Raw genomic sequence first — 23,916 nt, 5'->3', positions numbered from 1 at the left:
GACCTCGGAGAGCGTATGGGTTGGGGTCAAAGGATCTGGCTCCGCACTGTCGAGGACATCGAAGTGCTGCGGGAGACGGGCGCATGAGTCAGCTCGAGCGGTTCCTCGCGCGCCTCGGCATCGCACCCTTTGACGCCGAGAACGAGCTGCACGCGCTGCTCTTCGACGCGCTTAAGGACGCTGACCGGGAGACGCACATCGAGCGACTGATCATCACGCGCGGGGTTCTCGCTCGAGCGCACGAGGATGCGGCGACAGCGGTCGGGTCAGCGCGCACGAAGTACGAGACGACGCTGAAGGCGAAGAAGGCCGAGGCGGTCATCGACGGCAAGAGCGTCGCGGTGGCGACCGTGCTGGCCGATGCGGAGGCGCAGGAGTTCCGGAACCAGATGCACGAGGCGGAAGCCTTCTGGCGGTCGGTGAAGGAGTTCCTGCGCACCGTGGACAAGGACTTCGACAAGACGCGTTCGGTGGGTGCGGATGCTCGCCAGCAGCGCGCGGCGGAGACACGCGGGGGGCAGCTGTGAGCGTCCTGCTGGATGAAGAGACGGTCGTGCTCGACTCGCTCGACTTCGAGGTGCCCTGCAACCGTGGCGAGCACGCCGCGGAGGTCATGGTTCGGTGCCGCTCCTGCGGATCCGGCTCGATGCTCTGCCGTGACCACCTCGCGAAGGTCCGCCAGCGCGTTGAGGAGTTCCTCGCGGCTCGTGCGTTCGCGCTCTGCAAGTGCGCCGACTGCGGCGACTTCGGCTTCACTTTCGACGAGCTCGTGGAAGTAGTGCCGCTGTGAACGCCGTCGACGGGCTCGTGCTCGCGAGAGACATGGGCAAGTGCGTCCGCTGCGGTCGTCACGTCGCTCACCTCGACCGCGGCTACGACTGGTCGATCCATCACCGGCGCCCGCGCGGCACAGGCGGGACGTCGATCGCGTGGGTGAATCAGCCGGCGAACCTCGTCGTGCTCTGCGGATCGGGAACGACCGGATGCCACGGGCGGGTAGAGCGCGACCGGAAGCACGCATTCGACGAGGGGCTCCTCGTCTCCAAGATCGGCGTCGCTACGGCGATGACCACACGACTTAAGCACGCACTGCACGGGTGGGTGCTGCTGGACAACGAGGGCGGCTATGAGGCCGCTGATGAGTACGGGAAAGAGTGGGCAGAGCTGTGAGCTACAGAGCCTTGAACTGGGCGTGGGAGGCAGACCTCCCGACGTCGCAGAAGTTCGTCCTGGTGGCGCTGGCCGATATGGCGGATGAGCACGAGTCGTGCTTCCCCGGCCAGGAACGTCTCGGTCGGATGATCGGGGCGACGGATCGGACGGTGCGCGCGGCGCTGGTGAAGCTCGAGGAGTCTGGGCTGATCTCGCGGACCCAGCGACGGGGTGCGGATGGGATGCGCACCTCGGATCGGTACGTGCTCCACACCAACCGGAAGATTCTTCCGGTAGTCGAGTCACCGGAAGCTGACGACGACCTCACCGGAAATCTGCGACAGCCTCACCGGAAGCAGATTCCAGGTAACCCCCAGAGAACCACTAGAGAACCATCAGATCCTGTCGGAGATCTCCTCGATGTGCTCTGGATGATGTGGCCGGCGTCGAGACGTTCGACCAGGAAGGTCGCCGAGCGGGCACTGAAGACTGCGCTCAAGAGCGCGGATGCTCCGACGCTGATCGAAGCAGCGAAGGCTCACACCGATGTGTGGGTGACGTGGCCGCAGGTGGATGAGAAGTACATTCCGCTGTTGTCGACGTGGCTGAATCAGGAGCGCTGGACGGGCGCTGCGCCGGAGCCTCGCACTGGCCGTCCGCTGTCGCCCGTGGACATGGGGCGCGCGGCTGCAGAGCTGCTCGCCGTCGAGAACCACCCTCACCTGCGAGCACTGTCATGAGCCGGGTCATCGAGGCGCGCCGCTGGAGCGAATGCCCTTCGTGCGAGCAGTCGATCCGTCCCGGCGACCTGATCATTCCTGACCCTATGGATGGCGCGGAGAAGACGTGGGTCCACGAGACGTGCCCTGCGGAACCGAAGCGCGGCGAGGTCTGCACGGTCTGTTTCATGGAGAAGGCGCTCAACGGATCCTGCGGGTGCGAGTCGTGAACGCCGGGGAAGCGAACGTGCTGCTGACGAAGGCGGCACTGGTCGACCGGTGGATGAAGTTCGGGACTCCGCAGGAGCTTGCAGCGGCCGCGAACGAGTGGGCGATCGTCCTGGTGGACGTACCCCTCGATGTCGCGCTCGAGGCGCTGTCTGCGCACTACGCGACTGAGCGCCGCAGCATCATGCCCGCGGACATCGTCGACTTCGCGCCGCCGCTGCGCAGCTCCTCGCACGCGGGGAACGTCACAGAGCAGCGCCTGGCGCGCGAACAGAAGGAGCTGGGCTCATGACTCTGTACAACGATCACTTCCAGAACCATCGGCGCTACAGCCTTCCGAAGGCGCAGCTCATCATCGCGGATATCCCGTACAACACCGGCACCAACGCCTACGGTTCCAGCCCTCAATGGTACGTCGACGGCAAGATCGCGAACGGTCAGTCCAATGTGGCGGGGAAGCAGTTCTTCGACACCGACAAAGACTTCCGCATCTCCGAGTTCATGCATTTCACGTCCCGCATGCTCAAAAAAGAGCCGAAGGAGACGGGGACTGCTGGCTGCATGATCGTTTTCTGCGCGTTCGACCAGCAGATGGAGCTCATCGAGCAGGGCAAGAAGTACGGGTTCAACCGGTACATCAACCTCGTCTTCCGCAAGAACTTCTCGCCGCAGGTACTCAAGGCCAACATGCGCATCGTCGGGAACGCCGAGTACGGAGTGCTGCTTTACCGAGAGAAGCTCCCGAAGTTCAACAACAACGGTCGCATGGTTTTCAACGTCATGGACTGGCCGCGCGACACGGTAACACCGAAGGTGCACCCGACTCAGAAGCCGGTGCGACTACTCGAGCAACTCATCGAGATTTTCACTGACCCCGGCGAGGTGGTGGTCGACCCTTGTGCGGGAAGTGGTGTGACCCTGCTGGCGGCGCAGAACCTCGGGCGCAGAGGGTTCGGCTTCGAGATCAAGAAGGAATTCGTCAGGTCGTACGAAGAGAAGATCGCACCCGCGGTGAGTACGCAGTTCGACCTTTGGGGACGCAACGGGGTGGTCTCATGAACGAGCTCGCGCTGCCGTCGAATGTCGAGGCTGAACGGTACGTGCTCGGTGCATGCATGCTCTCGCCTCGCGCTGTCGACGACGTGTCCGAGGTGCTGAAGGTCACCGACCTCCATGACACCCGCCATGTCACCGCGTACGGGGCGATCCGTCGCCTCCATGACCAGGACAAGCCGACCGATGTCGTGTCCGTGGTCGACGAGCTGATCCGGGCAGGTGAGCTTGTGGGGAACCTCGATGCCGCATACCTGCACGCGCTCACTGATGGTGTCCCGTCGTCGGCGAACGCCGGCTACTGGGCGGACATGGTCCGCGAGGCGGCGATCCGCCGACACGTGATCGAGGGGGCACGCCGTGCCGCGCAGGTCGCGACGGATGCCACCGTGTCCGCGTCGGATGTCACCGAGCTCGCCCGTGACGCGTTCGACCAGATCGAGGACGCCGCGTCACGCGGGGTGGAGTCGATCGGCGACTGGTTCATGGACTTCGCCGAGTCGCTCACCGAGAAGCCCTCGTACACGCCGACGCCCTGGTACGACCTCAACCAGCTGATCTTCGGGGTGCGCGACGGAGGCATGTACGTCATCGCGGCCCGGCCCGGTGACGGGAAGTCGATCATGGCGGTGCAGATCGGTCTCGCCCTGGCGAAAAAACGCCCGGTGCTGTTCGTTTCGCTGGAGATGAACCGGGAGGAGATCGCGGCACGTGCGATCGCGTCGCTCGGGCAGATCTTCATCGGCTCCCTGAACAAGCACCAGCTGACCGAGTCGGACTGGAAGGCATTCGCCGCTCACCGTGCCGCGCTCGAAGCGCTGCCGCTCGTGATCGTCGACTCGTCGGAGGTGTCGACGATCCCGCAACTGAAGGCGAAGGCGCGGGCGGTGCGCCGGAAGTACAAGCGGAACCCGGTCGTGATCGTCGACTACCTCCAGCTGCTGTCCTCCCCGGTGAAGGCGGAGTCCCGGCAGGTGGAGGTCGCGGGGTTCTCGCGGTCGCTGAAGCTCGCCGCCCAGCAGTGGAAGGTGCCCGTCATCGCCCTGTCGCAGCTGAACCGTGGGAACACACAGCGCAAGGGGCGAGGAGCGGAGCCGATGCTCTCGGATCTCCGAGAGTCCGGCGCCATCGAACAGGACGCAGATGTCGTGCTCCTCCTGCACCGCAAGCCGGTGGCAGGCAGTCCCGACGACCTGAAGGTCATCGTCGCCAAGAGCAGACAGGGACCGCAGGGCGAGATCTCGCTCGTGTGGCAGGGGCAGTTCTCGCGCGTCCTGTCGAAGTACCAGGCCACCGAACACATCGATTTCAAGGGAGGTGCGTGATGAAGGACTGCTCGCTGAACCTCACTCCGTTCGCGGATACGCCCGGGGTGTGCGACCACTGCGGCAACCCGCTCACCGGGCGGCGGAAGCGCTGGTGCAGCGATGCCTGCTCGATGGTCGACTTCCTCGCCCATGACTGGAACGCGGCCCGCAAAGCAGCGAAGAAGCGTGACGGCTACAAGTGCGTGACGTGCGGTCGGCCGGACGACGTCGACCAAAATCTCCGGTCGATCCTCGAGGTCAACCACATCGAGCCGCGAGTTGGCCGTGGCTACGGGGCGGGCTGTCACAACCACCTCGAGAACCTCGAAACGCTCTGCCACGACTGCCACGTCAAGGTGACCAAGTCGCAGGCCGACGCTCGCCGCGCCGCGCAGGCCGAGTGGGTAGCGACGCGGGGCCGACTAGCGAACGCCCACCCTCCGACCCTCTGGGAAGACCAGGACATCGCGGGCACCGGCTCGCTCAACACGAAGGACACACCATGAACGAGACCCAGATCAGCGTGATCGGCAACCTGACCGCAGACCCGGAACTGCGCTACACGCAGAACGGCGTCGCTGTCGCGAACTTCACGATCGCGAGCACGCCACGCACGTTCGACCGTCAGGCGAACGAGTGGAAGGACGGCGAAGCTCTGTTCCTCCGTGCGTCGGTGTGGAAGGAGTTCGCGGAGCACGTCGCCGGCAGCCTGACGAAGGGCATGCGCGTCATCGCGCAGGGTCGTCTGCGTCAGCGCTCCTACCAGGACCGCGAGGGCAACCAGCGCACCGCGATCGAGCTGGAGGTCGACGAGATCGGCCCCTCGCTCCGGTACGCGACCGCGCAAGTGACTCGATCGGCCGGGAATGGCACCTCACAGGCCATAGGAGGCGGATACAGCGCCTCGCAGACGTCCAGTGAGCCGTGGTCTACCCCGGGCGCTTCAAGCGCTCAGGAGGACGCGTGGGGCGGTGAGTTCTGATGGACCCGCTCACCGTCCTGTTCTGGATCCTCGCTGGTATCGGCGGCCTCGTGCTGCTGACCGCCGTTGCCTTCTTCGCCCTGTTCATGGGCCTCATGATCTTCGGCTTCCGTCTCATGCGAGACGACGAGGCCGCCCAACTCCCCGAAAGGACAGACCGATGAGCGCATTCCGCGTCGGCCTTGGCCCGGATCGCGACCTCGTAGCGACGCACGTGCCTGGTCACAAGAAGCCCTACCTCGGGATCCAGAGCGGGAACACGTTCCTGGCGCTGGCCGAGTTCATCAGCGATGCCGACATGGACGCGCTCTTCGAAGCGCTGCAGGGCGTCGCGCTCATCCCGTTCACACCCGAGGAGGTATCGCCGTGATCGAACGCGAAGAGATCCGGTTCGTCGCCGCGGCCGACTGGACCGACGACTGCCGCGTCCGTGTCGAGCTGCGCAAGCGCGTCACGAAGCTCACCATCGCCGAAGCGAAAGCCCTCCGGTCCGAGCTGGACCGCGCGATCGCGGAAGCCGAGCGCGGCGCCGAAGAACTGCGTCACGAGCATGAGCCCGCGGCGTTCGACGTGCAGCACATCCACCCGGAGGTGAGTTCGTGAGTGATCGCAGCTGCTCAGTAGCCGGGTGCGAGCGCGCGTACCGAAGTGGTGGCCTGTGCTGGAAGCATCGAGCCGCTGCTGAGGCTCGTGGTGAGGTCACGACGGATCTGCGGCGTCGGGAGAACCGACCGGCGCTCGACGCGATCCAATGCCGGGTGGATCAGTGCCAGAGGCCAGCGAAGTATCGCGGCAAGCGGCTGTGTATGGCTCACTACCTCCGCATCTGGAAGCACGGAAGCGCAGACCTTCCAGGGCGTCCGACGCTGGCCGAGGTGCTCAACCAAGGAATCCAGAGCCGCGATGGATGCTGGATCTGGGGTGGCCCGATCTCGTCGTCGGGTTACGGGCGGATCGGCTCCCTGTACACGCATCGAGTGTCGTACGAGATCCACGTGGGCGCGATCCCTGAGGGGCTTCAGATCGATCATCTGTGCTTCGAGAAGCTGTGCGCGAACCCGGATCACCTTGAGGCGGTGACGCAGGAGGAGAACCTTCGTCGTCAGCGTCTCCGGATGACTCGCAAAGCCGACGGCACGTGGGTCCGCACCCTATCGGGGGTGACCCGGTGAGCGCCATGACCGTCGAGAGAGTGCGTCCGTGCGCGGACTGCCAGCGGATGACGCGCCCTTCCAAGTCGATGCTGAGGGACTACCCGGGCACGATCGTCCGGGGGAGCGCAGAGAGGTGCCTCACCTGCTACCTGAAGGTGCGTGGCCGGTCTGAGCGGAAGCCGCGGGCACCGAAGCCGATCCGGGTCACGGTGACGTCGAGCGTGGTGCTGGCGACGGTCCCGGGGGAGCGGCACCCGCAGCGTGCTGACTGCAGGCCGTCGTGTTGCCGTAACCCGTACATCTGCCGCACCGGTTACGCGTGCGCCTGCCATCGGAGGGAGTCGTGATGCTGACCGATACGGAGATCTACGCTGCCGAGCTGCGCATGTGGCGGGAGCGCTTCGAACAGCACCTCGACCAGGTGCCGGTGATCTTGGAGACGCTGCGTGATCAGGCGCACCCGTTGAAGGCTGCGCGTCTCGCGGAGAAGGTGTCGGGCGGTGGGGGTGAAGCGCCGCTCCCGTTCCGGGCGGATCCGGTGGATGACTGCGATGACTTGTGGGCGTCGCTGGTGGAGTTCGTGGGTGAGGTCGCGGAGCGTCTGCAGGAGCCGTCACCGGGGGCCGCAGGCGCGTCGTGGGGCGTCCAGGGGAGCGTCCGGGGTATCGGGGCCGGGGTGGACGGGGATCGGGCGTACAAGGCCGGGTTCGCGTTGATCGCTTGGCTGATCGACCGGGCGCAGAAGATCCACTGGTTGGGTCTGCGGGACTCGGAGGATCACCTGTTCGGGTTGATCCGGAAGCTGATGGGCCGGTACGTGGCCCCTCCGATCGAACGTCCCTCCCGCCGCCGGCAGTGCGTGGTGTGTGGGGAGTTCGCGGTGGTCGTGGACTGGGTGCTTGGTGGGACGGGTGAAGCGGTGTGCAGGACGTGTGGTGCGACGTACGCGCCTGAACAGGGAGGAGAAGGGGATGAGTGATCAGAGGCTCGTGGAGGCGCTGGAGAAAGCGCTGACCGATGAGGTGTACGACGGCGGCATGGGGTATCTCGGGGATGAGCAGTTCCCGGCGTATGTTCGCAGGTTGGCGGAGACGGCGGCTGGGGTGTTGGCTGGGGCGCACACCCCGACCGACGACGAGCGGCGGGAAGCACTGCACCTGATCGAGCAGGCCGCGAGCTTCCGCGAGCAGACGAACGCCGATCCTGAACCCTCTCCGAACAGCATGGTCGGGCTGTGGCTGCGCACCGCGTCTGCCCTCGAAGCCGCTCTCCGCCGCACCGAGGTACCGGAGCCGAGCGCCGACCACCACGCCATCCGCGTCTGCATCGACATCGCCAGCACGGTCTATGGCGGCTATGACGATGCGCAAGGAGCGCTCAGTGACATCCACATGATGCTCGCTCCCATCGTCGAACGGCACGAGCCGCAGGGCGAACCGTCCGACGCGCAGGTGATCGCGGCGCTCAACGCGTACTGGGAGTACGACCCGCCCGTGACCGACGTGGGCTACTGGTCGGAGAAGCACGTCGGCATCATGCGCGCCGCTCTGCGTGCTGCTGGGGGTGTGCGATGAGCCGCGAGGTGATGTCTCCGTGGACGGTGATACGCCTGAGCAAGCCGCAGCCTTCACGCTCGGCGTTCTCCTGGGCCGGTACAGGGTCGCGAAGACCGGAACGTACGCGCGTGCTGCTCGGCTCATCGTGAACGCGTACCCGGCGATCGTTCCTGCGCTCGCTGGTGTCGTCGGACAGGAAGGGGAGCCGCGATGAACGAGCAGCGCGACGAGTGGGGCGAGACAGCGGAGGAGCGCCACGCGCGTATCCTCGCCCGCGACCTCGCATGGATGACGTACGCGGAGGCGTGCGCCCGTGACGGCTTGCCGCGCTCTGAGCGGGATCATCTGATCTTCAACGACGGGTATGCGGCGGGCCGAGCCGACTACCTGCCGAGCGCTTCTGTCGTAGCCGAGGAACCGGAAGGCGAACACGTCTTCATCGAGCGGTACGGCATGTACCACGCGAAGTTCGGCGGGATCGGCGGAGACGCGACCAGCCTGGGGATCACGCGAGAGGCGTGGAAGGCCATGGGCGAGCCGAACGTTCTGGCCGTGTCGTGGGTGCCGATAGAGCAGGAAGGAGAGCCCGATGCGTGAGGGCATGTGGGAAGCGGTCGGCATGTTCGTCGCGGGGCTGGTGGCAGGCGCACTCACCCTCGGAGTCGGCATAGGGATCGGCTACTACAACGCCACACCGCCGCCGACCAACGTCGAGCAAGGAGAAGAACCGTGAGCGACTCGATCCCCGCCCACATCCGCGCTGAGCTCGACGTCACACCCGCATGGTGGGACCAGCAGTATCACGCGCTCGTCACGAAGCACATCCCGCGAGACCTGGACTACCACGCCGACCACGACCTCGACGACGGCATCCAGTTCTACGCCTCCTCGTACTCGATCGCCCCCTGGTGCATCACCTGCGGCATCCGACTCGGAAGGACACCCGATGGCTGAACGGCTCACGTATCGCGAAGCAGCAGTCAGGGTGCGCCGCTCCGTCCTCACAATCAAACGATGGCGCCGCAACGGATCACTCGTCATGGGCTGGGGAATCCGCGAAGGCCAACGAGTCCGCCTCGTCGACGAAGCCACACTCCTGAAGTGCTGGAGGGAACGCATGAACGCCGACCCCATCCACCAGGCCAGACTGCGCAAGTTGCGACACGCCGAAGAAACAGTTTGACCAGTTCCCGTTGAATCCCCCTAACTTAATGATCAGACAGGAATGAAGGAAGGCCCGAGGAGAGATCCCCGGGCCTTCGTCGTTTCCTGCCTACCCCCATCCCAGTGGGGCGGCCGGCACCCCCAACCGGCCGCCCAGCGGGATCAGTAGTAGACGGAGTTCTCGGGGCTCTTGCCCCTGCTGTCTTCCAGTACGGTCACGGCGATCCCGGGACCGAAGACCATCCACAGCGACCGATCCTCGGTGAGCTTCACCTCAACCCGCTTCGGCCCCGCCGATGACATAGCGTCGATCACCTTCAGCCCCTCGTCGGCAGGCACCGAGTACTCGTGCCCTCCGTAGGTGATCCTCGTTCGCCTCTGCTGTGCGTCGCTCATGTATCGCTCCGTCCTCGCCTCAGCCCATCGCTTCGGTACGCGCTCATCATCAGCGCATCCCCCGACACAGGCAGGGCTCGACACGCGAAGGAGCCGTGATGAAGATCACCCTCGGGATCGCCGCCGGCATCAGCCTCAGCATCCTCGTTCACATCATCTGGAAGCCCGCCCTCGGATGGGCGCTCTCACGGGGCGACTGATGGGCGATCTGCATCATGGCCGCGGGTACAAGGCGTACCGGAGGAAGCGTGCCGCATTGAAGCGTCGCGTTGGCAGGGAGAACTTGCCTTGCGGGTACGGCTCGGACTACGGATGCGGTGAACCCATCGATCTGACGTTGGCCTACCCGCACCGGATGAGCTTCAGCGCCGACCACCCTGACGCGCTCGCGAACGGCGGGCACCTGACGAAGCAGGACCTCGTGCCCATGCACCTCGGCTGCAACAGCCGGAAGGGTGACGCGGCAGAGGTAGAGATCTGGGAGGCATCGTGAGCCCGGACTTCGACCACGACCTGCTGGTCGACGTGTGGACCCATCCGGAGACGGGCGTGCTCATCCTCGGCGAAGACATGCCGCGAGAGCTGACCATGCTGCGGCGTTGCCGCTCGGTGTCCCCATGAGGAGGCTCGAGAGATGCCGTGGACACCGAGGACCGAGGAGTCCGCATGATCCGCGCATGGCTGGTGTGCGCACGCCGCTCCCGCCGTCGTCTACGAAGAGCGGACGCCGCCCTCGACCTCTGGACCCTCGGCGGGCGGCGCTGAGCGCCTGGCTGACGGCCTAAACCACACACGAAGGCACTCGCGCCACCCAGGGCAAGACGAGCCCTCACGCCGCAGCCCAAGACCCCGGGGGTACACCCCAAGGTCGAGATCGAGGGACACCTCCCGCCCGACCTGTCCTCATTTCTCTCCGACTCGTTTCGTGACGCGTCTCATTTCCCGAATCGGGGTGCCGGATGCCGAGGAAAGCAGCGGATCACGGGACCTACCGGGCCTACCTGCGGTGTAAGGAGAGCCCTGAAGGCGCCTGTGGGTCGTGTCTGAAAGCGAAGACCGACCGCAGCGCTCGAGTCTCGAAGTCGGCGGCGTCCCGGCTGTCAAAGACGACCGATGCCGTGCCGCCGGTCGTTGTCCCGCCAGCAGCGCGAACGTCCGAGGGGCACGTCTCCCGCGTCGAGGTGTTGCAGGAGCTGTTGCAGGAGTCGCGCGAGCTGGTGAAAGAGCTGCGGCGCACGGATCCGGCTCGGGTGTATCTGCAGATGCGCGAGCAGCGGGAGATCCTCCGGGAGCTCGCAGAGCTGCAGGGCAACGGGCAGGTGAAGGGGGTCACTCTTGCTGACCAACTCGCCGAAGCCCGCGCTCGTAGGACGGCAGACGCCGCGTCTGCTTCGTCTGCCTGACCGTGCCGGATCGCTCGGCGAGGAAGCTCTCGATCTCTGGTACCTGACCGGTCGCCGCTCGGACCCGTGGCAGGAGCTGTCGCTCGATGCTCTGTTCTCGGTGGACGAGGTCGGCTTCTGGGCATGTTCGGAGTTCGGCGAACTCGTTTCTCGCCAGAACGGCAAGGGTGACGTGCTGTCGCCGGCAGCGCTCGCTCACCTGTACCTGTGGCCGAAGCCGGACGGTGAGCCGAAGACGATCGTCCACACGGCGCACCAGTTCAAGACGGCGCGTGAGGCGTTCCTCAAGCTGCAGCGTGCGATCAAGTCGTCCCCGGCGCTCATGGGGGAGATCTCGAAGATCTCAACGTCACACGGCGAGGAGGGGTTCGAGCTCGCGAACGGTAACCGTCTGCTGTACCTGGCGCGGTCGCGGAACTCGGGAGTCGGCTTCACGGTGGATGTGCTGATCGTGGACGAGGCGCAGGAAATGGGGCAGGAGGCCTTGAACGCCCTATTGCCGACGATGTCCGCGGTGGAGAACACGCAGGTGATCTTCACCGGGACTGTGCCCGACGAGCTGAACAACTCCGAGGTGTGGGAGGGCGTACGCGACCGCGGGCGCGGAGGACTTGACCCCCGCGGAGGATGGATCGAGTTCACGCCCGATGGGTCCGACGATCCAGATACTGCGGCGAAGATCGACGTGATGTCGCCTGAGGTGTGGCGACAGGGCAACCCCGCACTGGGGTTCCGGCCCGGCCTGGCGACGTCGATCGGCGACGAGGCGATCCGCATGGACCGCGAGTCGTTCGCGATCCAGCGTCTCTCGATCTGGCCCAACCGTCGCGAGGAAGCCGCCGAGTCGCTGTCCGAGCTCGATCTATCGGCATGGTCGCACCAGGTCGAACCCAAGGCGAGCGTGACGGGCGAGGGTGCGGTTATCGCAGTCGCGCTGGGTCGCGGTGGTGGGTTCGCGACGATCGGGAAGGCGATCCGCGTCGACGGTGACTCGATCGCCGTCGAGCATCACAAGACCGATCGCGGAACGCTCTGGGTGGCCGCCGAGGTGAAGAAGCTGAAGGCGGAGCTCGGGAATGCGCTCGTCGTTCTCGACCCGAAGAACGCGACTGCCGTCATCGGGAAGCTCGATGCCGCGAAGGTTAAGTACCTCGCAATGAACCTCGACGAGATAGCCGCTGCACATGCGCTCTTCATCGAGCTCGTGAACGCCGGCATGGTGCCGCATCGGGACCAGCCCGAGGTGACGAAGTCGCTCGAGCTCGCAACGACACGTCCGATCGGGCGCTCTGGGTACACCTGGGAGCCATCCGATCCGACGAAGCCGATCACGCAGGCCCAGGCCGTGACGTGGGCCCTGTGGGGCGTTCTGAAATCTGAGGCGACGCCCAAGCGTGAGCGCCCGATCGTGAGGGGATACGCATGAGCCTCATCCTGCTGGACGGCACGACGCCGCCGATGGATGCCGCAGCGCTGGGCGCGCTCGGCGCCGACCTGAAGAAGGACGCACAGGCGACGTGGGCTCCGCTCCGCACGCTGCAGAAGCACATCGACGGGCAGCTGCTCCGGACGTGGATGCCAGAGAACGTCGACGCCGAGTACAAGGACCTGCTGCGGAAGTCCGCCTCCCCGTGGCTCGGTTTCGCGCGGGATGCGATCGCTCAGGGCTGCATCGTGTCGGGATACACGAACACCGACATCTGGGAGCGCGCGTGGCGCGCGAACGGCATGGATGGTCGGCAGGACGTCGTCACCCGCGACGCGGTCGGCTTCGGCCGCGGCTTCGTCGCCGTCCTCCCCGGCAGCGACGGCGACAGCGTCGTCATGCGCCCGATGAGCGCGCTCGACACCTACGCCGTCTACGCGGACCCGTGGGACGAGTATCCGGAGTACGTGCTGCACCGGCGGAAGCCGCGCGCGGTGGGGAAGCCGTTCTGGCAGGGCGACTGGATGCTGATCGACAGCGAGGGCATCTACCGCTTCAAGGGCACACCGGACACACCGCTCGAGATGACGTTCGAGTCGCACGGGATGGACTTCACCCCGATCGTCGGGGTGTCGAACACGCTCGACGCGACGCCGATCTCGTCGATCGCGGACAAGGTCCCGGTCTACAAGCGGATCGTGGACGGGACGTTCACCCTGCAGATGCTGCAGCGGTACGGCGCGTTCCCGCAGAAATGGATGGCAGGCGGCGAGGTCGACCCCGGAGTCCGGTCGTCGGTCGACGGCCTGCTGCACGCGAGCGGCGAGGCTGGTGAGACGGCGCGCTTCGGGGCGTTCCCCGCGGCGGATCTCGACAAGGCGGTCTCGGCGCTCGACGCGCACATCAAGCACTTCAGCGCCGTCGTCCAGGTCCCGCCGCACTACCTGCTCGGCGCCGTCGTCAACATGAGCGCGGAGGGCATCGCGGCGGCCGAGGCGGGCTACCACCGGAACCTGTCGGCGCGGAAGAAGTCGATCGGTGAGGGCTACGAGCTGGCGATGCGCACGGCCGCGGCGATGCTCGGCGACAGTGACGCCGCGGCTTCGACGACCGATCAGGTCGACTGGGAGAACGTCTCCTCGTGGTCGCTGTCTCAGGTATCCGACTTCGTTCAGAAGATGGAGACGATCACCGGCCCTCTGGAGCCGCTGTTCCGGATGGTCCCGGGCTGGACGAAGAAGGACGCGGAGGACGCGGCGAAGGCCGCCCGTGAGATGCGGTCCGCGTCGTCGCCGGTCGAACTGGCAAACCTGATCCAGTCCATCTACCTCGGCGTGGGCAAGGTGCTCTCGTCGGACGAGGCTCGCGAGATCGCGAACCGTGCGGGCGCTGGCCTGCGCGGCGAGCTCGAGCAGATCACACCCGCTTCGGGCGGGGATGCAGGGACGGCACCTGTCGAAACCGCCGGTCAACCCACCACCACTCCGTAGGAGGATCCATGTTCACCCACCAGCAGAGTCTGGCGACCCGCTTCCCGTTCCTCGTCTTCGCGGACGACGGTGCGGACGGCGGCGGAGGCGACGGTGCCGCTGCAGGCACCCAGGACGGCACCCCGCCGCCCGCGTATACGCCCCCGCAGTCGCAGGCCGACCTCGACCGCATCGTCGAGTCTCGTCTCGCCAGGGAGCGCCAGAAGCTCACTGCTGAGTACGGCGGCGACGCGGCGACCGTGAAGCAGCAGCTCGAGGACTACCAGAAGCATCTCGACTCGCAGAAGACCGATCACGAGAAGGCCCTCGAGGCTGCTCGTGCGGAAGCTGCGGGCGAGACGCGGACGAAGTTCCTGGGGCGGATCGTGTCGTCGGAGGTGAAGCTCGCGGCGACCGCCGCAGGCTTCACGGACCCGGGCGATGTCGTCGCGTTCCTTAATTCCGAGGAGCTCGTGAAGGACGACGAGCCGGACGCCGACGCGATCACGAAGGCGATCACGAAGCTCGCGACCGAGAAGTCGTACCTGCTGAAGGTCGACACCAAGCCGACGCCGCGCACGCGGCCGAAGCCTGGCCAGGGTGAACCGACCGACACGTCCAACTCGGGCGGCAAGGGGAACGCCGCGTCTGCGCTGCGCCAGTTGGCGACGCGACGCAAGAACTCCTGACCTGCAGTTCCACAACCACCATGAGCCATCCCGTCTGGGGTGGCTTTAGTTCTGAAAGGACACCCCTGCCATGGCAGATATCACTCGCGAGGACGTCGCGACGCTCATCCAGGAGGAGTACAGCGACACACTGCTCTCCACCGCGGAGGCGCAGTCGGCGGCCCTCACCGGATTCGAGACCGTGCCGCTCGGCACGAAGATCACGAACGCGCCGGTGCTCACCACCCTCCCCGAGGCCAAGTGGGTCTCGGAGTCCGCGACGGCCCCCGAGGGGCGCAAGCCCACCTCGAAGGCCATCTGGGGCAACAAGCGCTTCGTGGTCGAGGAGATCGCCGTGATCGTCCCCGTTCACGAGGACACCCTCGAGGACGCCGACGACACGATGATCGCCAAGATCACCGCGCTCGGCGGCACCGCGATCGGCAAGAAGCTCGACGAGGCCGTGCTGTTCGGCGTCGACAAGCCCGCCACCTGGCTCAGCCCCGACCTGCTCGCCGCAGCAACGGCGGTCGGCAACATCTTCCAGGTGTCGCCGACCCCCGGTGCGGACGACCTCGCCGGGTCGATCTTCCAGGCCGCGGGCGCGGTCGCGGACTCGGGCGCCGACCCGACCACGATCCTCTCCGCGTCGGGTCTGCGCTTCCGGCTCGCCAACCTCCGCAGCGCGGACGGCCAGGCGATCTACTCGCGCACCCTCGGCGAGGGCGGACTCGTCACCGACAGCATCGCTGGCCTCGACGCCGCGTTCGTGAAGAACGGCGCGTGGGACAACACCCTCGCGTCCGCGATCGTCGCCGACCGCTCGCGCGTGCTCATCGGCGTCCGTCAGGACGTCACGGTGAAGTTCCTCGACCAGGCCACGGTCGACGGGATCAACCTCGCGGAGCGCGACATGGTCGCCTTCCGCTTCAAGGCCCGCTACGCGTACGTGCTCGGCAACACGATCAACGCGTCCGGCGAGCTGTCCGAGCCCGCAGCCGCGGTCACTCCGGCCGCGTAACCGAAGGAGGCGACACGCATGAGCATCACTCTCACGCACCCCGGCAAGGGCCGTCAGGTCACGGTGCCGGACGATGTCGCCGACTCCTACACCTCGCAGGGGTGGGTGGCCGCTGGGTCGCCTGCCCCTGCTGAGCAGGAGCCGGTGGACATCTCGAAGCTGAAGGTCGACGAGCTCAAGGCATACGCCGAGGAGCACGGCATCGACCTCGGCGACGCGACGAAGAAGGACGACATCCGCGCGGTCATCGAGGCCGCCACCAGCTCGGAGGAGGACGACGATGCTGACGCTGACGATGCAGAAGCTGGATCCGTTCCTGCCGACGCTGACGGCGGCGCAGAAGACCAGGGCTGAGGCGTGGCTTCCGGTCCTCGCACTGCGCTTGAATGCGCGGTACGGGGACCGGATCACGTCGCCGCCGGTCGCGAATCCGACCGAGCCGGCGTTCGTGTCGGCCGCGGCGGACGCGATCATGACCAGGCTGACCCGTCCGGGGCTCGTGGAGTCCCAGGCTGTCGGGCCTGCGAACGTGCGCTACAACGCCCGTGCGGCGCTCCTGAAGTGGTTCCTGCCTGAGCAGCTCGACGAGCTCGACGCGATGGTGGGGCTGGGAAACGTCCGGTCGGTCCGCATGGCCGCCCCGGACGGCATCCGCTTCGGGAACCCTGCACGCGACCCGATCCCGGAGGAGGCGCTCTGATGGAGTTCCCCTTCGGTGAGACGGTCGTGCGCGAGCGTCGGCAGATGGTCACCGACCCCTACGACCCCGGTACTCAGGTGCCGGGGTCGTGGGGTGACCCGCTGTCGTATCTCGTCCTCGAGCAAGCGTTCGTCGCGTCGTCCTCGTCGACCGCGCCGACGAACGCGACACGAGCGCAGATCCTCACGGAGAAGTCGCTCTACCTGACCGAGCCGAGCGCCGATGTGCAGCCCGGCGATCGCATCCGACGCGGCGGGACCTTCGACGAGGACACGCAGACGTGGTCGGGCGGCGAGGTCCTGTACGTCAACGTGCGACCCGCTGCCGACACGAACCCGTTTACGGGCTGGCAACCCGTCGTGGAGATCCCGCTCGACTTGTCGGAGGGCTGACCTGTGGCGACCGTATTCGACGACGCTGCGATGAACGAACTCGCGCGTGGTCCCGGGATCACGGGTGCTGTCGTTCAGGCAGCTGAGCGCATCGCTGATCAGGTGCGCGCGGACGCTCCTGTCGACTCGGGGGACTTCAAGGCGAGCATCCGGGTGACGGTGAAGCAGCAGCGTCGGTCTGTCGGCCTGGTGCAGTCCACTGATCCGAAGGCGCTGATCATCGAGTCGAAAACGGGCGTCATGGCCCGTGCGGCGAAGAAGTCTGCGAGGCGACGATGACAGCCATCATCCATGCCGACCTCGAGTTTTGGCTCACCGGCTGGCTGCGCGCGCAACTCGCGGCGCGACCTGAGCCTGTGTGCCAGGGCGTGAAGGTCGACAACAAGGAACCGCCGGGCACCCTGCCGCCGAAGCTCGTCGTCGTCCGATATGACGGCTCCAGTGTCGAGGAGCTACATGTCGACTCCGCCTCGGTCGGCGTCACCGTCTATGCCGGCACGAAGGCGCTCCCGAAAGAGGCCAACGACCTCGCACGCATCGTGCGTGCCCTCATCGGCGACAGTGCCCGGGTAGAGGCCGGGAATCCCGTCGCTGCGGTCACTGCATCCAACGGCCCGATCCCCGTCGCTGACGAGGGCGAGAAGGCCGTCAGGTACCTCACGTTCGAGCTGGCTGTCGTCGGCTCGGCTCTCTGATCCACCCACACCAAACCCCTGAAGACCTCCGCGCGGCAGCCGGGGGTCTTCCTCATTCCAGGAGGAAGAACACTATGGCTGCGGACACGCAGGGAAACGACATCACTCAGGTCTTCGTGCCGGTCACCGGCTTCATCGGAGTCGCACCATTCGGGACCGCGATCCCCACCCCGGCAGAGGGGGCGACCGACCCGCTGACGCCGGCACTCAACGCCGCCTTCAAGAAGATCGGACTGCTGAAGACTGACGGAGGCCCGCAGTGGGCATGGGAGCAGACAGGCGACGCGATCGAGTTCTGGCAGGACGGCTACTCGCTGCCCTCCGGACTCTCGAACGTGACCCTCGCTGTCACGGCCGCGCAGACCGACCCGTGGGTGCGGGAGCTGATGGCCGGCACGGCGCCGGACGAGAACGGGTACGTCAACTTCGACGGCGGCGGTCACGCGACGCAGTACGTCGTGTTCACCGAGGAGATCGCGAAGTCGGGCGCTATCCGTCGCAGGGTCGCCGCGAACGCTCAGGTGCAGTCGGTGGTCGAGGACCGTTCGACGCGCGGCGAGGTGCTCGGCTACGCCATCACCTTCAAGATCAACCGGTCGCCGGAGACGGGCAACGCTCACTTCGGTGAGTGGGTCCTCGCGGCCTGACCCCAAGTGTGGGGTGCTGAGTCCTTCGTGGGTGGCTCAGCACCCCGCTTCACCCACACCACCCACGGTCACCCACGAAGGAGACACCCATGTCCGCACCCACCGCGCGGAAGTCCGCGCCCCGCAAGACCGCACCGAAGAAGCCCACGGCGAGGGCCGTCGAGAAGCCGGCGGTCGCCCCGTTCGCTTACACGGTCGAGGACGACGTCCTCCGCTATACGACGAAGGCGGGCCACGAGCTCGTCATCGACCTCGACTTCCCCGCCGATCTGCTCAACATGGCGATGGGCACCGATGACGAGGACCGCTCCGAGGATGAGCAGTTCGAGGTCATGGGCCGGACGTTCGGCGAGAACTTCATGGACGCGTACCCGCTGATGGGTGCGATCGAACGCCGCCGGCTGCAGCGTGCCGTGTTCACGGAGTTCGCGAAGGCGATGTCGATGCCGTTGGGGGAATCCTCGCGCTCCTCCGATTCGTAGACGAGCACCGCAAGCCCGTCCGGTTTGACCTGCAGCGCCTCGGCCTGGATCTCGATGATCTGGGTACGAGGCGGCTGCGGTACCGGCGTGCAGCGGATCTGATCGAGGAGCTGTTCAAGGAGACCGGGTCGCACGTGTTCGCCGCTCTGCGCGGGTACGACTGGGTCGCGGCGCACGCCGACGTGGCGCTGATCACTCTCGCGGAGTGGTTCGTGAACGTGCACCGCAACACGGACAAGGCGAAGGAGCCGATCAGGTTCCCGCGCCCGTGGCCGGATGCTGACGCGGCGCCGTCCGTGACGCCGGACGAGCTGGCGGAGCTGACGGAGAAGCTGCTCGCGAGGAGTGCGCTCCGAGATCGATAAGGGGGAGCGCATGACTCAGGTTGCTGTCACCGAGGTTGCTGTCGTCCCCACGTTCAAGGGCTTCCGCAGCATCGTCACCAGGGAGACGGACGGTAGTGCGAAGAGCGCCTCACAGGGCTTCTCCCGCGCGTTCGCCCGCACAGGTGCGGATACTGGCAAGAAGACGGGTGCGGGCTTCAAGGCGGCGTTCGAGCAGTCCGCGAAGGGTACGTCGTCGAAGCTGACGAAGGCGCTCGAGGCTGACGTTGCGAAGGCGTCCCGTGCGCTGTCGGCGGCGAGGCTGCGGGAGCAGGACGCGGCGGGCAAGACGCGTGTCGCTGAGGCGCAACTCGCGGAGGCGCGGAAGAAGTACGCGTCCGATTCGTCCCAGGTGATCCGTGCGCAGGAGCGCATGGAGTCTTCGTCCCGGCAGCTCAGTGCAGCGCATGAGCGCACCGAGGCCGCCACGGACGATCTGAAGCGTTCTCAGAGCGAGCTGGCCCGTGCGGCCGACCATGCCGGTGATGAGCTGGCACAGGCCGGTCAGAAGGGCGTGACGGGCTTCCGTAACAACGTCCTGACGGGTGTGAAGGGTTTCGCGGGGGGACTGGTCACCGCGTTCGCCGCGTTGGGGATCGGGAACATCGTCGCGGACGCGTTCCGCAGCGCGAAGGACTTCGTTCTCGGGTCGATCGATATCGCATCCGACTTGAACGAGTCCGTCAACGCGGTGCAGGTCGCGTACGGCGACGCCGCCGACGCGGTGCTCAAGCTGGGTGACAACTCGGCGAAGGCGTTCGGTCTCAGCAAGCGCGACCTGAACGCCTACGCCACCCAGTTCTCAGCCTTCATCGGGACGATCGCTGGCGAGGGTGGCGACGTCGCGGGCACGCTCGAGACCCTTGTTGGGCGGGGCACGGACTTCGCGTCCGTGTTCAACACGGACGTGGCCGAGGCGCTACGCCTGTTCCAGTCGGGTCTTGCCGGTGAGACGGAGCCGCTGCGGAAGTACGGCATCGACATGTCCGCCGCGGCCGTCGAAGCGTACGCGCTCGCGAACGGCATCGGGGACGGTGTCGGGGCGCTCACGGAGGCCGAGAAAGTCCAGGCCCGGTACGGGCTGCTGCTCGCTCAGACGGCGAAGGTGCAGGGCGACTTCGCCAACACCTCCGACGAGTTGGCGAACAAGAATCGCATCAACGCCGCGTCGTGGGATGACGTGCAGGCGAAGATCGGTGACGCGTTCCTGCCGATCGCTCAGCAGCTGGCAACGGTCGTCGGTGACGACCTGATCCCGATCATTGGTGAACTCGCTGAGGAGCAGGGTCCGGAGCTCGCGAAGGCGTTCGCGGACATCCTCCCCGACCTGACCGAGCTTGCGAAAGAGCTGCTGCCGCAACTGCCCGGGCTGTTCAAGTCGACGGCCGACGCGCTCCCCGCGATCATCGGCTTCCTCGGTCTGCTTGCCCCTCTGCTCGTCTCGGGCATCGAGGGGTGGAACGGGCTGACGACGACGATCGGCGGCTTCTTCGACCTGATCTCCGGGAACACCACTCCGGAAGAACTCGTCGAGAAGATGGTCAACCTGCAGGGTCCCATCGGCGACACTGCACGTTCCTTCTGGGATGCGGGTATCCAGATTGGGGAGGCGATCGGCGGGACCATTCGAACCGTCAGCGACGGCGTGAACGGCATCGTCGGGTTCCTCTCGGCGCTTCCGACGCGAGTGGTCGAAGCGATCGGCGACCTGGGGTCGATCCTCTACGGGTCTGGCCAGGCGCTGATGCGCGGGTTCCTCGGCGGCATTCAGAGCATGTTCGCTCCGATCGGCGACGCCGTCTCGGGTGCCCTCGACTGGGTGATGGGGTTCTTCCCCCACTCGCCCGCGAAGCGCGGCCCGCTCTCCGGTTCCGGATGGGCCGACCTGAAGAAGTCCGGCAACGCGTTCTGGGATCAGTGGGTCGGCGGCATCGGCGGCGGTGAGGGTCCGGAATTCCCGGAGTTCACGAGTGCCGGCGGTTCGTCAGGCACTGCCCCTGGTGGAGCGCCGGCCCCTGGTGGTGGTGGCGGCCGCTCGGTCAGCCAGGTGAACCACTTCGACAAGACGGACCCGCACGAGGCCGTAGAGCTCGCGAACCAGCAGTGGGCGGCGATGTTGAGGGGTGTCTGATGTTGCGGATCACGATGGGCGGGGTGCAGATCCTGGGGCGACCCCTCGATCTGTCGCCCCGCGTCGAGGGCCTGTTCGTCGGGCCTGATGGGTTCGAGGGGTGGGACGACGGCACCGAGGCGCGACGGGAGACCATCGAGCGAGTCGCGGACCATGGCGACTTCGACGTGCCGACGTTCCAGGGTTCTCGGGTGTTCTCGATCGATGGGCACGCGTTCGCATGGTCTGAGAGGGAACTCGCGCATCTCCGGCATCGAGTGATCGGCGTCGGCGCGGACGGTGGCCGGCTGAAGGTGACGGTCGAGCACCAGGGGCAGGAGCTGTGGGTGTGGGCGCGCCGAGGAGGTAAGCCCATCTTCAAGGACGCCGGCATCCGCAGCGGGATGCTCCGCGGGACGTTCCTGGTCCAGATGGTGGCGGCGGACCCGCGGAAGTACGGGGAGGTTCGTGACTTCCCAGCGGGGTCCGCGGCGATCCACTACGGGAACTTCCCGGCAACCCCGCGGCTGATGGTCGGTGCCGGGTCGGGCGGGTACACGGTCACGGGCCCGGGCGGGCGCGTCATCACCGTGAACTCCAACGCACCGGCTGAGGCCCACTCGATCGACTTCGTCACCGGGGGACTGTTCAACGGCGCCGGGGGACGCGTTCCGAACGCGATCACGGTCTATCAGCCGTGGTCGATCCCGGTCGGGCTTCCCGGCGTGACGGCGACGATCACCGGTTCGCGGTCTCTGGCCCAACGGGTGACGGAGACGTACATCTGAGGAGGCCCCGTGCCCGAGTACCAGGCGTACACGTGCGACTCCGTGGGGAACGTGTACGACCGGATCCCGTTCAGTGGTTTCAGTCACAGCACGCTGCTGTCAGCTGGCGACTCGGGGTCTTCGATCACGGTTCCTCTGGATGGCACGTTCACGAAGACGGAGATGCGGAACCACTTCCGCCCGTGGTCGCGGATCATCGCGATCGAGAACAACAGGAAGATCGAGTACCTCGGGTACATCACGGCCCCACCGACTTACCGTCGAGGCTCCAACGTCCTCGACATCCGGCTCAGTGACGCATGGGCGATGCTGAACCGTCGCGGTGCGTGGGATCACAACGCCACGAACGTGGAGGAGTGGCAGCAGGACGTGTCCGGCAGCCTCGCCTACCAGGGCGCGATGGCGATCCTCCGGGGACGCACAGCCCCCGCCCCACCGTCCGCGGACCTGCCCATCACGCTCCCGGGCGGATACCCCGGAGCATCAGTCGACCGCACCTACTACGGGTACCACTTCGAGACCGTGAGCGACGTGCTCTCCGACCTGGGCGACGAGGGCCTCGACGTTCTCCTGAAACCGCGGTGGGCGACGCTGGACTCCCAGATCGACTGGCTCTATCAAGCGGGTCCCGCTTGGTCTTCGGGGACGTCGTACGAGTTCTTCGTCACCGCGGAACAGTCGGGGATCTCGGCGTTCTCCGAGTCGGGCGATGCGCTGCGTGTCACGAACAACGCCTACCGGGTCGGTGAGGGGTCCGAGGTGGACATGCTCGTCCGCTCCAACAGGAACCTCGACTCGCTCTACCCGTTGCTGGACCGGGTGGAGATGTCGAAGAACGTCTCGAAGGCGGCGCAGCTGAACGCGATGAGCGCGCAGGACCTGGTGCTGTTCGAGCACCCGACGTACCAGCAGGAGTTCGTCGTTTCTGGGGATCATGCGATCGCGGCGGGGGACAGTGTGCGCCTGCACTTCGACGGTGACCCGTGGATGGCTGACGGTTGGCATGAGCGCCGCGTCGTGAAGACGGCGAAGTCGGTGCCGGGGCCGAACTTCAAGACGATCACGGTACAGCCGACAGGGGGCGCCTGATGGTCGATCACCTGGGGTCGGATGGTCTCGCGGTGCAGTTCGCGAAGATCTGGCGGGAGCTGCGCCGCATCTCGAAGGCGACGCTCCAGAACTCGTCGATTGGCCGCGCGGTCATGCGGTTCTATGCTGGCGGCCGGATCCGTATCGAAGATGGCGGCGGGATCGACATCCTCGGCTCTGGTTTCCTCAACATCGACGGGAACCTCAATGGCGACGGTGTCCTTGACTGGTCAGGAACGGTGTACTTCCGTGGACCGACTGGTGTGCAGGGCAACTTCGCGACTTCTGGGAACGCGACAATCGGCGGTGCGACGACGATCTCAGGGAGCCTGAACGTCACCGGCGCCACGACGCTGAACAACACCGTCACGATGAACGACGACCTCACGGTTGGGACTGGCCGCATCGTCGTCGGCAACATGGTCATCCAGAAGACGGGCGGGTTCTCCGGCGAGGTCGCCTCGTCAGGCATTCTGTACCTGCGCGGCGCGGGCATCCAGATCGACGGTTCAGTCACGGCGCAGGATCACTTCACGGTTCTCGGTGACTTCGACGTGCTCGGGGCGAAGAACTTCAAGATGCCGCACCCATCGAAGGAGCACGTCTGGCTGCGCCACGGGTCCACGGAGTCGCCCGTGTCGGGTACCGAGTACACGGGCCGCGCGCGGCTTGGCGCGGACGGGTCGGCGGTCGTCGAGCTTCCGGAGTACTTCGAAGGGCTGAACAAGCCTGGGGGCCGCACAGTGCAGCTCACACCTGTTGGCAGGCCGTTCCCGGTCGGCGCGGACGAAGTCGTTGACGGAAAGGTCACCGTCTACGGCGATCCCGGCCGCGAGGTGTTCTGGCTGGTGAAGGCCGAGCGCTTCGGCGGTGACTTCCTCCTCGAAGAGGAGATCCCGCCCGCACCGTTCAGCGAGGACCAGGAGGACTGA

Annotated in this window: 40 protein-coding genes; 39 read left to right on the top strand and 1 reads right to left on the bottom strand. The window is 66.4% G+C overall.

Annotated features, from left to right (window positions below):
* Positions 1 to 83: 83 nt before the first annotated feature.
* From AB0E56_RS13215 to AB0E56_RS13120, 20 genes are all read left to right on the top strand, one after another.
* Positions 84 to 527: a hypothetical protein gene (locus AB0E56_RS13215; RefSeq protein WP_359799568.1), complete on the top strand. Its 444-nt coding sequence runs from the start codon at positions 84 to 86 to the stop codon at positions 525 to 527.
* Entirely contained in the window at positions 524 to 790 is a 267-nt protein-coding gene (locus tag AB0E56_RS13210) for a hypothetical protein (protein WP_359799566.1), read from the top strand. Before AB0E56_RS13215 ends, AB0E56_RS13210 begins: the two co-directional genes overlap by 4 nt.
* Entirely contained in the window at positions 787 to 1,170 is a 384-nt protein-coding gene (locus AB0E56_RS13205; RefSeq protein ID WP_359799565.1) for a hypothetical protein, read from the top strand. The genes AB0E56_RS13210 and AB0E56_RS13205 overlap by 4 nt, the downstream gene beginning before the upstream one ends.
* Positions 1,155 to 1,892, top strand: coding sequence for a helix-turn-helix domain-containing protein (locus AB0E56_RS13200; RefSeq protein ID WP_359799564.1), 738 nt, complete (start codon positions 1,155 to 1,157; stop codon positions 1,890 to 1,892). The genes AB0E56_RS13205 and AB0E56_RS13200 overlap by 16 nt, the downstream gene beginning before the upstream one ends.
* Positions 1,889 to 2,101, top strand: coding sequence for a hypothetical protein (locus AB0E56_RS13195; protein ID WP_359799562.1), 213 nt, complete (start codon positions 1,889 to 1,891; stop codon positions 2,099 to 2,101). The genes AB0E56_RS13200 and AB0E56_RS13195 overlap by 4 nt, the downstream gene beginning before the upstream one ends.
* A complete protein-coding gene (locus AB0E56_RS13190; protein ID WP_359799560.1) occupies positions 2,098 to 2,391 on the top strand; it encodes a hypothetical protein in 294 nt (97 codons plus the stop codon). The genes AB0E56_RS13195 and AB0E56_RS13190 overlap by 4 nt, the downstream gene beginning before the upstream one ends.
* Entirely contained in the window at positions 2,388 to 3,158 is a 771-nt protein-coding gene (locus tag AB0E56_RS13185) for a site-specific DNA-methyltransferase (protein ID WP_359799559.1), read from the top strand. Before AB0E56_RS13190 ends, AB0E56_RS13185 begins: the two co-directional genes overlap by 4 nt.
* On the top strand, positions 3,155 to 4,477 hold the full coding sequence (locus tag AB0E56_RS13180) for a replicative DNA helicase (RefSeq protein WP_359799557.1): 1,323 nt from the start codon (positions 3,155 to 3,157) through the stop codon (positions 4,475 to 4,477). The genes AB0E56_RS13185 and AB0E56_RS13180 overlap by 4 nt, the downstream gene beginning before the upstream one ends.
* Positions 4,477 to 4,965 (top strand): HNH endonuclease, encoded by a 489-nt coding sequence (locus tag AB0E56_RS13175; protein ID WP_359799555.1) that lies wholly within the window; start codon positions 4,477 to 4,479, stop codon positions 4,963 to 4,965. The genes AB0E56_RS13180 and AB0E56_RS13175 overlap by 1 nt, the downstream gene beginning before the upstream one ends.
* Positions 4,962 to 5,441 (top strand): single-stranded DNA-binding protein, encoded by a 480-nt coding sequence (locus AB0E56_RS13170; protein ID WP_359799554.1) that lies wholly within the window; start codon positions 4,962 to 4,964, stop codon positions 5,439 to 5,441. Before AB0E56_RS13175 ends, AB0E56_RS13170 begins: the two co-directional genes overlap by 4 nt.
* Positions 5,441 to 5,605 (top strand): hypothetical protein, encoded by a 165-nt coding sequence (locus AB0E56_RS13165; RefSeq protein ID WP_359799553.1) that lies wholly within the window; start codon positions 5,441 to 5,443, stop codon positions 5,603 to 5,605. Before AB0E56_RS13170 ends, AB0E56_RS13165 begins: the two co-directional genes overlap by 1 nt.
* Entirely contained in the window at positions 5,602 to 5,811 is a 210-nt protein-coding gene (locus tag AB0E56_RS13160) for a hypothetical protein (protein WP_359799552.1), read from the top strand. Before AB0E56_RS13165 ends, AB0E56_RS13160 begins: the two co-directional genes overlap by 4 nt.
* Complete coding sequence (locus AB0E56_RS13155; RefSeq protein ID WP_359799550.1) at positions 5,808 to 6,044, top strand: hypothetical protein; 237 nt, start codon at positions 5,808 to 5,810, stop codon at positions 6,042 to 6,044. The genes AB0E56_RS13160 and AB0E56_RS13155 overlap by 4 nt, the downstream gene beginning before the upstream one ends.
* A 203-nt stretch (positions 6,045 to 6,247) precedes the next feature.
* A complete protein-coding gene (locus AB0E56_RS13150) occupies positions 6,248 to 6,613 on the top strand; it encodes an HNH endonuclease signature motif containing protein (protein ID WP_359799548.1) in 366 nt (121 codons plus the stop codon).
* Positions 6,614 to 6,941: 328 nt separating this feature from the next.
* The gene (locus AB0E56_RS13145) at positions 6,942 to 7,574 is read left to right on the top strand and encodes a hypothetical protein (protein WP_359799547.1); all 633 of its coding nucleotides are present in this window, start codon (positions 6,942 to 6,944) and stop codon (positions 7,572 to 7,574) included.
* Complete coding sequence (locus AB0E56_RS13140; protein WP_359799546.1) at positions 7,567 to 8,169, top strand: hypothetical protein; 603 nt, start codon at positions 7,567 to 7,569, stop codon at positions 8,167 to 8,169. The genes AB0E56_RS13145 and AB0E56_RS13140 overlap by 8 nt, the downstream gene beginning before the upstream one ends.
* Before the next feature lie 192 nt (positions 8,170 to 8,361).
* Positions 8,362 to 8,748 (top strand): hypothetical protein, encoded by a 387-nt coding sequence (locus AB0E56_RS13135; protein WP_359799545.1) that lies wholly within the window; start codon positions 8,362 to 8,364, stop codon positions 8,746 to 8,748.
* On the top strand, positions 8,741 to 8,884 hold the full coding sequence (locus AB0E56_RS13130) for a hypothetical protein (protein WP_359799544.1): 144 nt from the start codon (positions 8,741 to 8,743) through the stop codon (positions 8,882 to 8,884). The genes AB0E56_RS13135 and AB0E56_RS13130 overlap by 8 nt, the downstream gene beginning before the upstream one ends.
* The gene (locus tag AB0E56_RS13125; protein ID WP_359799543.1) at positions 8,881 to 9,105 is read left to right on the top strand and encodes a hypothetical protein; all 225 of its coding nucleotides are present in this window, start codon (positions 8,881 to 8,883) and stop codon (positions 9,103 to 9,105) included. Before AB0E56_RS13130 ends, AB0E56_RS13125 begins: the two co-directional genes overlap by 4 nt.
* The gene (locus tag AB0E56_RS13120; RefSeq protein ID WP_359799542.1) at positions 9,098 to 9,334 is read left to right on the top strand and encodes a hypothetical protein; all 237 of its coding nucleotides are present in this window, start codon (positions 9,098 to 9,100) and stop codon (positions 9,332 to 9,334) included. The genes AB0E56_RS13125 and AB0E56_RS13120 overlap by 8 nt, the downstream gene beginning before the upstream one ends.
* A gap of 143 nt (positions 9,335 to 9,477) precedes the next feature.
* Here the strand turns inward: AB0E56_RS13120 and AB0E56_RS13115 are convergent, their stop codons facing one another.
* On the bottom strand, positions 9,478 to 9,711 hold the full coding sequence (locus tag AB0E56_RS13115) for a hypothetical protein (protein ID WP_359799540.1): 234 nt from the start codon (positions 9,709 to 9,711) through the stop codon (positions 9,478 to 9,480).
* 175 nt (positions 9,712 to 9,886) lie between these two features.
* On the opposite strand from AB0E56_RS13115, the gene AB0E56_RS13110 reads away from it, so the two are divergent.
* The 19 genes from AB0E56_RS13110 (at position 9,887) to AB0E56_RS13020 (ending at position 23,916) form a co-directional block, all read left to right on the top strand.
* Positions 9,887 to 10,204, top strand: a complete 318-nt coding sequence (locus AB0E56_RS13110) for an HNH endonuclease (RefSeq protein WP_359799539.1) — start codon at positions 9,887 to 9,889, stop codon at positions 10,202 to 10,204.
* A complete protein-coding gene (locus AB0E56_RS13105) occupies positions 10,201 to 10,332 on the top strand; it encodes a hypothetical protein (RefSeq protein ID WP_359799536.1) in 132 nt (43 codons plus the stop codon). The genes AB0E56_RS13110 and AB0E56_RS13105 overlap by 4 nt, the downstream gene beginning before the upstream one ends.
* A gap of 497 nt (positions 10,333 to 10,829) precedes the next feature.
* Positions 10,830 to 11,114, top strand: coding sequence for a hypothetical protein (locus AB0E56_RS13100; RefSeq protein WP_359799534.1), 285 nt, complete (start codon positions 10,830 to 10,832; stop codon positions 11,112 to 11,114).
* Positions 11,047 to 12,540, top strand: coding sequence for a hypothetical protein (locus AB0E56_RS13095; protein WP_359799532.1), 1,494 nt, complete (start codon positions 11,047 to 11,049; stop codon positions 12,538 to 12,540). Before AB0E56_RS13100 ends, AB0E56_RS13095 begins: the two co-directional genes overlap by 68 nt.
* Positions 12,537 to 14,030: a hypothetical protein gene (locus tag AB0E56_RS13090; RefSeq protein WP_359799531.1), complete on the top strand. Its 1,494-nt coding sequence runs from the start codon at positions 12,537 to 12,539 to the stop codon at positions 14,028 to 14,030. Before AB0E56_RS13095 ends, AB0E56_RS13090 begins: the two co-directional genes overlap by 4 nt.
* An 8-nt stretch (positions 14,031 to 14,038) precedes the next feature.
* Complete coding sequence (locus tag AB0E56_RS13085; RefSeq protein WP_359799529.1) at positions 14,039 to 14,698, top strand: hypothetical protein; 660 nt, start codon at positions 14,039 to 14,041, stop codon at positions 14,696 to 14,698.
* 70 nt (positions 14,699 to 14,768) lie between these two features.
* Positions 14,769 to 15,698, top strand: coding sequence for a phage major capsid protein (locus AB0E56_RS13080; RefSeq protein ID WP_359799527.1), 930 nt, complete (start codon positions 14,769 to 14,771; stop codon positions 15,696 to 15,698).
* A gap of 18 nt (positions 15,699 to 15,716) precedes the next feature.
* Positions 15,717 to 16,052, top strand: coding sequence for a hypothetical protein (locus AB0E56_RS13075; protein ID WP_359799525.1), 336 nt, complete (start codon positions 15,717 to 15,719; stop codon positions 16,050 to 16,052).
* Positions 15,979 to 16,398 carry a hypothetical protein gene (locus AB0E56_RS13070; RefSeq protein WP_359799524.1) on the top strand — a complete coding sequence of 140 codons (420 nt, stop codon included), beginning with the start codon at positions 15,979 to 15,981 and terminating at the stop codon, positions 16,396 to 16,398. Before AB0E56_RS13075 ends, AB0E56_RS13070 begins: the two co-directional genes overlap by 74 nt.
* A complete protein-coding gene (locus AB0E56_RS13065) occupies positions 16,398 to 16,790 on the top strand; it encodes a hypothetical protein (RefSeq protein ID WP_359799522.1) in 393 nt (130 codons plus the stop codon). The genes AB0E56_RS13070 and AB0E56_RS13065 overlap by 1 nt, the downstream gene beginning before the upstream one ends.
* Positions 16,791 to 16,820: 30 nt before the next feature.
* Complete coding sequence (locus AB0E56_RS13060) at positions 16,821 to 17,069, top strand: HK97 gp10 family phage protein (protein WP_359799521.1); 249 nt, start codon at positions 16,821 to 16,823, stop codon at positions 17,067 to 17,069.
* Positions 17,066 to 17,485, top strand: a complete 420-nt coding sequence (locus AB0E56_RS13055; protein WP_359799519.1) for a hypothetical protein — start codon at positions 17,066 to 17,068, stop codon at positions 17,483 to 17,485. Before AB0E56_RS13060 ends, AB0E56_RS13055 begins: the two co-directional genes overlap by 4 nt.
* Positions 17,486 to 17,559: 74 nt before the next feature.
* On the top strand, positions 17,560 to 18,132 hold the full coding sequence (locus tag AB0E56_RS13050; protein ID WP_359799517.1) for a hypothetical protein: 573 nt from the start codon (positions 17,560 to 17,562) through the stop codon (positions 18,130 to 18,132).
* Between the two features lie 89 nt (positions 18,133 to 18,221).
* Entirely contained in the window at positions 18,222 to 18,614 is a 393-nt protein-coding gene (locus AB0E56_RS13045) for a hypothetical protein (protein ID WP_359799516.1), read from the top strand.
* A 134-nt stretch (positions 18,615 to 18,748) separates the two neighbouring features.
* On the top strand, positions 18,749 to 18,979 hold the full coding sequence (locus tag AB0E56_RS13040) for a hypothetical protein (RefSeq protein WP_359799514.1): 231 nt from the start codon (positions 18,749 to 18,751) through the stop codon (positions 18,977 to 18,979).
* Positions 18,980 to 18,989: 10 nt separating this feature from the next.
* The gene (locus AB0E56_RS13035) at positions 18,990 to 21,128 is read left to right on the top strand and encodes a hypothetical protein (RefSeq protein WP_359799513.1); all 2,139 of its coding nucleotides are present in this window, start codon (positions 18,990 to 18,992) and stop codon (positions 21,126 to 21,128) included.
* A complete protein-coding gene (locus AB0E56_RS13030) occupies positions 21,128 to 21,895 on the top strand; it encodes a hypothetical protein (RefSeq protein WP_359799511.1) in 768 nt (255 codons plus the stop codon). Before AB0E56_RS13035 ends, AB0E56_RS13030 begins: the two co-directional genes overlap by 1 nt.
* A 9-nt stretch (positions 21,896 to 21,904) precedes the next feature.
* A complete protein-coding gene (locus AB0E56_RS13025; RefSeq protein ID WP_359799509.1) occupies positions 21,905 to 22,984 on the top strand; it encodes a hypothetical protein in 1,080 nt (359 codons plus the stop codon).
* The gene (locus AB0E56_RS13020) at positions 22,984 to 23,916 is read left to right on the top strand and encodes a hypothetical protein (protein WP_359799507.1); all 933 of its coding nucleotides are present in this window, start codon (positions 22,984 to 22,986) and stop codon (positions 23,914 to 23,916) included. Before AB0E56_RS13025 ends, AB0E56_RS13020 begins: the two co-directional genes overlap by 1 nt.

Origin of the sequence: Microbacterium sp. NPDC028030 (genome assembly GCF_040637855.1) — a bacterium.
Taxonomy (GTDB): domain Bacteria; phylum Actinomycetota; class Actinomycetes; order Actinomycetales; family Microbacteriaceae; genus Microbacterium.
Note: the sequence above shows the minus strand (reverse complement) of the source record. Positions and strands in the feature narration are given on the sequence as shown.

Excerpts from the sequence above, each read along its gene's own strand:
- AB0E56_RS13215 (WP_359799568.1), top strand. The coding sequence starts at position 84 with ATGAGTCAGCTCGAGCGGTTCCTCGCGCGCCTCGGCATCGCACCCTTT.
- AB0E56_RS13195 (WP_359799562.1), top strand. The coding sequence starts at position 1,889 with ATGAGCCGGGTCATCGAGGCGCGCCGCTGGAGCGAATGCCCTTCGTGC.
- AB0E56_RS13185 (WP_359799559.1), top strand. The coding sequence starts at position 2,388 with ATGACTCTGTACAACGATCACTTCCAGAACCATCGGCGCTACAGCCTT.
- AB0E56_RS13180 (WP_359799557.1), top strand. The coding sequence starts at position 3,155 with ATGAACGAGCTCGCGCTGCCGTCGAATGTCGAGGCTGAACGGTACGTG.
- AB0E56_RS13175 (WP_359799555.1), top strand. The coding sequence starts at position 4,477 with ATGAAGGACTGCTCGCTGAACCTCACTCCGTTCGCGGATACGCCCGGG.
- AB0E56_RS13170 (WP_359799554.1), top strand. The coding sequence starts at position 4,962 with ATGAACGAGACCCAGATCAGCGTGATCGGCAACCTGACCGCAGACCCG.
- AB0E56_RS13165 (WP_359799553.1), top strand. The coding sequence starts at position 5,441 with ATGGACCCGCTCACCGTCCTGTTCTGGATCCTCGCTGGTATCGGCGGC.
- AB0E56_RS13160 (WP_359799552.1), top strand. The coding sequence starts at position 5,602 with ATGAGCGCATTCCGCGTCGGCCTTGGCCCGGATCGCGACCTCGTAGCG.
- AB0E56_RS13150 (WP_359799548.1), top strand. The coding sequence starts at position 6,248 with ATGGCTCACTACCTCCGCATCTGGAAGCACGGAAGCGCAGACCTTCCA.
- AB0E56_RS13145 (WP_359799547.1), top strand. The coding sequence starts at position 6,942 with ATGCTGACCGATACGGAGATCTACGCTGCCGAGCTGCGCATGTGGCGG.
- AB0E56_RS13140 (WP_359799546.1), top strand. The coding sequence starts at position 7,567 with ATGAGTGATCAGAGGCTCGTGGAGGCGCTGGAGAAAGCGCTGACCGAT.
- AB0E56_RS13135 (WP_359799545.1), top strand. The coding sequence starts at position 8,362 with ATGAACGAGCAGCGCGACGAGTGGGGCGAGACAGCGGAGGAGCGCCAC.
- AB0E56_RS13130 (WP_359799544.1), top strand. The coding sequence starts at position 8,741 with ATGCGTGAGGGCATGTGGGAAGCGGTCGGCATGTTCGTCGCGGGGCTG.
- AB0E56_RS13120 (WP_359799542.1), top strand. The coding sequence starts at position 9,098 with ATGGCTGAACGGCTCACGTATCGCGAAGCAGCAGTCAGGGTGCGCCGC.
- AB0E56_RS13115 (WP_359799540.1), bottom strand. The coding sequence starts at position 9,711 with ATGAGCGACGCACAGCAGAGGCGAACGAGGATCACCTACGGAGGGCAC.
- AB0E56_RS13110 (WP_359799539.1), top strand. The coding sequence starts at position 9,887 with ATGGGCGCTCTCACGGGGCGACTGATGGGCGATCTGCATCATGGCCGC.
- AB0E56_RS13090 (WP_359799531.1), top strand. The coding sequence starts at position 12,537 with ATGAGCCTCATCCTGCTGGACGGCACGACGCCGCCGATGGATGCCGCA.
- AB0E56_RS13085 (WP_359799529.1), top strand. The coding sequence starts at position 14,039 with ATGTTCACCCACCAGCAGAGTCTGGCGACCCGCTTCCCGTTCCTCGTC.
- AB0E56_RS13080 (WP_359799527.1), top strand. The coding sequence starts at position 14,769 with ATGGCAGATATCACTCGCGAGGACGTCGCGACGCTCATCCAGGAGGAG.
- AB0E56_RS13075 (WP_359799525.1), top strand. The coding sequence starts at position 15,717 with ATGAGCATCACTCTCACGCACCCCGGCAAGGGCCGTCAGGTCACGGTG.
- AB0E56_RS13070 (WP_359799524.1), top strand. The coding sequence starts at position 15,979 with ATGCTGACGCTGACGATGCAGAAGCTGGATCCGTTCCTGCCGACGCTG.
- AB0E56_RS13065 (WP_359799522.1), top strand. The coding sequence starts at position 16,398 with ATGGAGTTCCCCTTCGGTGAGACGGTCGTGCGCGAGCGTCGGCAGATG.
- AB0E56_RS13060 (WP_359799521.1), top strand. The coding sequence starts at position 16,821 with ATGAACGAACTCGCGCGTGGTCCCGGGATCACGGGTGCTGTCGTTCAG.
- AB0E56_RS13055 (WP_359799519.1), top strand. The coding sequence starts at position 17,066 with ATGACAGCCATCATCCATGCCGACCTCGAGTTTTGGCTCACCGGCTGG.
- AB0E56_RS13050 (WP_359799517.1), top strand. The coding sequence starts at position 17,560 with ATGGCTGCGGACACGCAGGGAAACGACATCACTCAGGTCTTCGTGCCG.
- AB0E56_RS13045 (WP_359799516.1), top strand. The coding sequence starts at position 18,222 with ATGTCCGCACCCACCGCGCGGAAGTCCGCGCCCCGCAAGACCGCACCG.
- AB0E56_RS13035 (WP_359799513.1), top strand. The coding sequence starts at position 18,990 with ATGACTCAGGTTGCTGTCACCGAGGTTGCTGTCGTCCCCACGTTCAAG.
- AB0E56_RS13030 (WP_359799511.1), top strand. The coding sequence starts at position 21,128 with ATGTTGCGGATCACGATGGGCGGGGTGCAGATCCTGGGGCGACCCCTC.
- AB0E56_RS13020 (WP_359799507.1), top strand. The coding sequence starts at position 22,984 with ATGGTCGATCACCTGGGGTCGGATGGTCTCGCGGTGCAGTTCGCGAAG.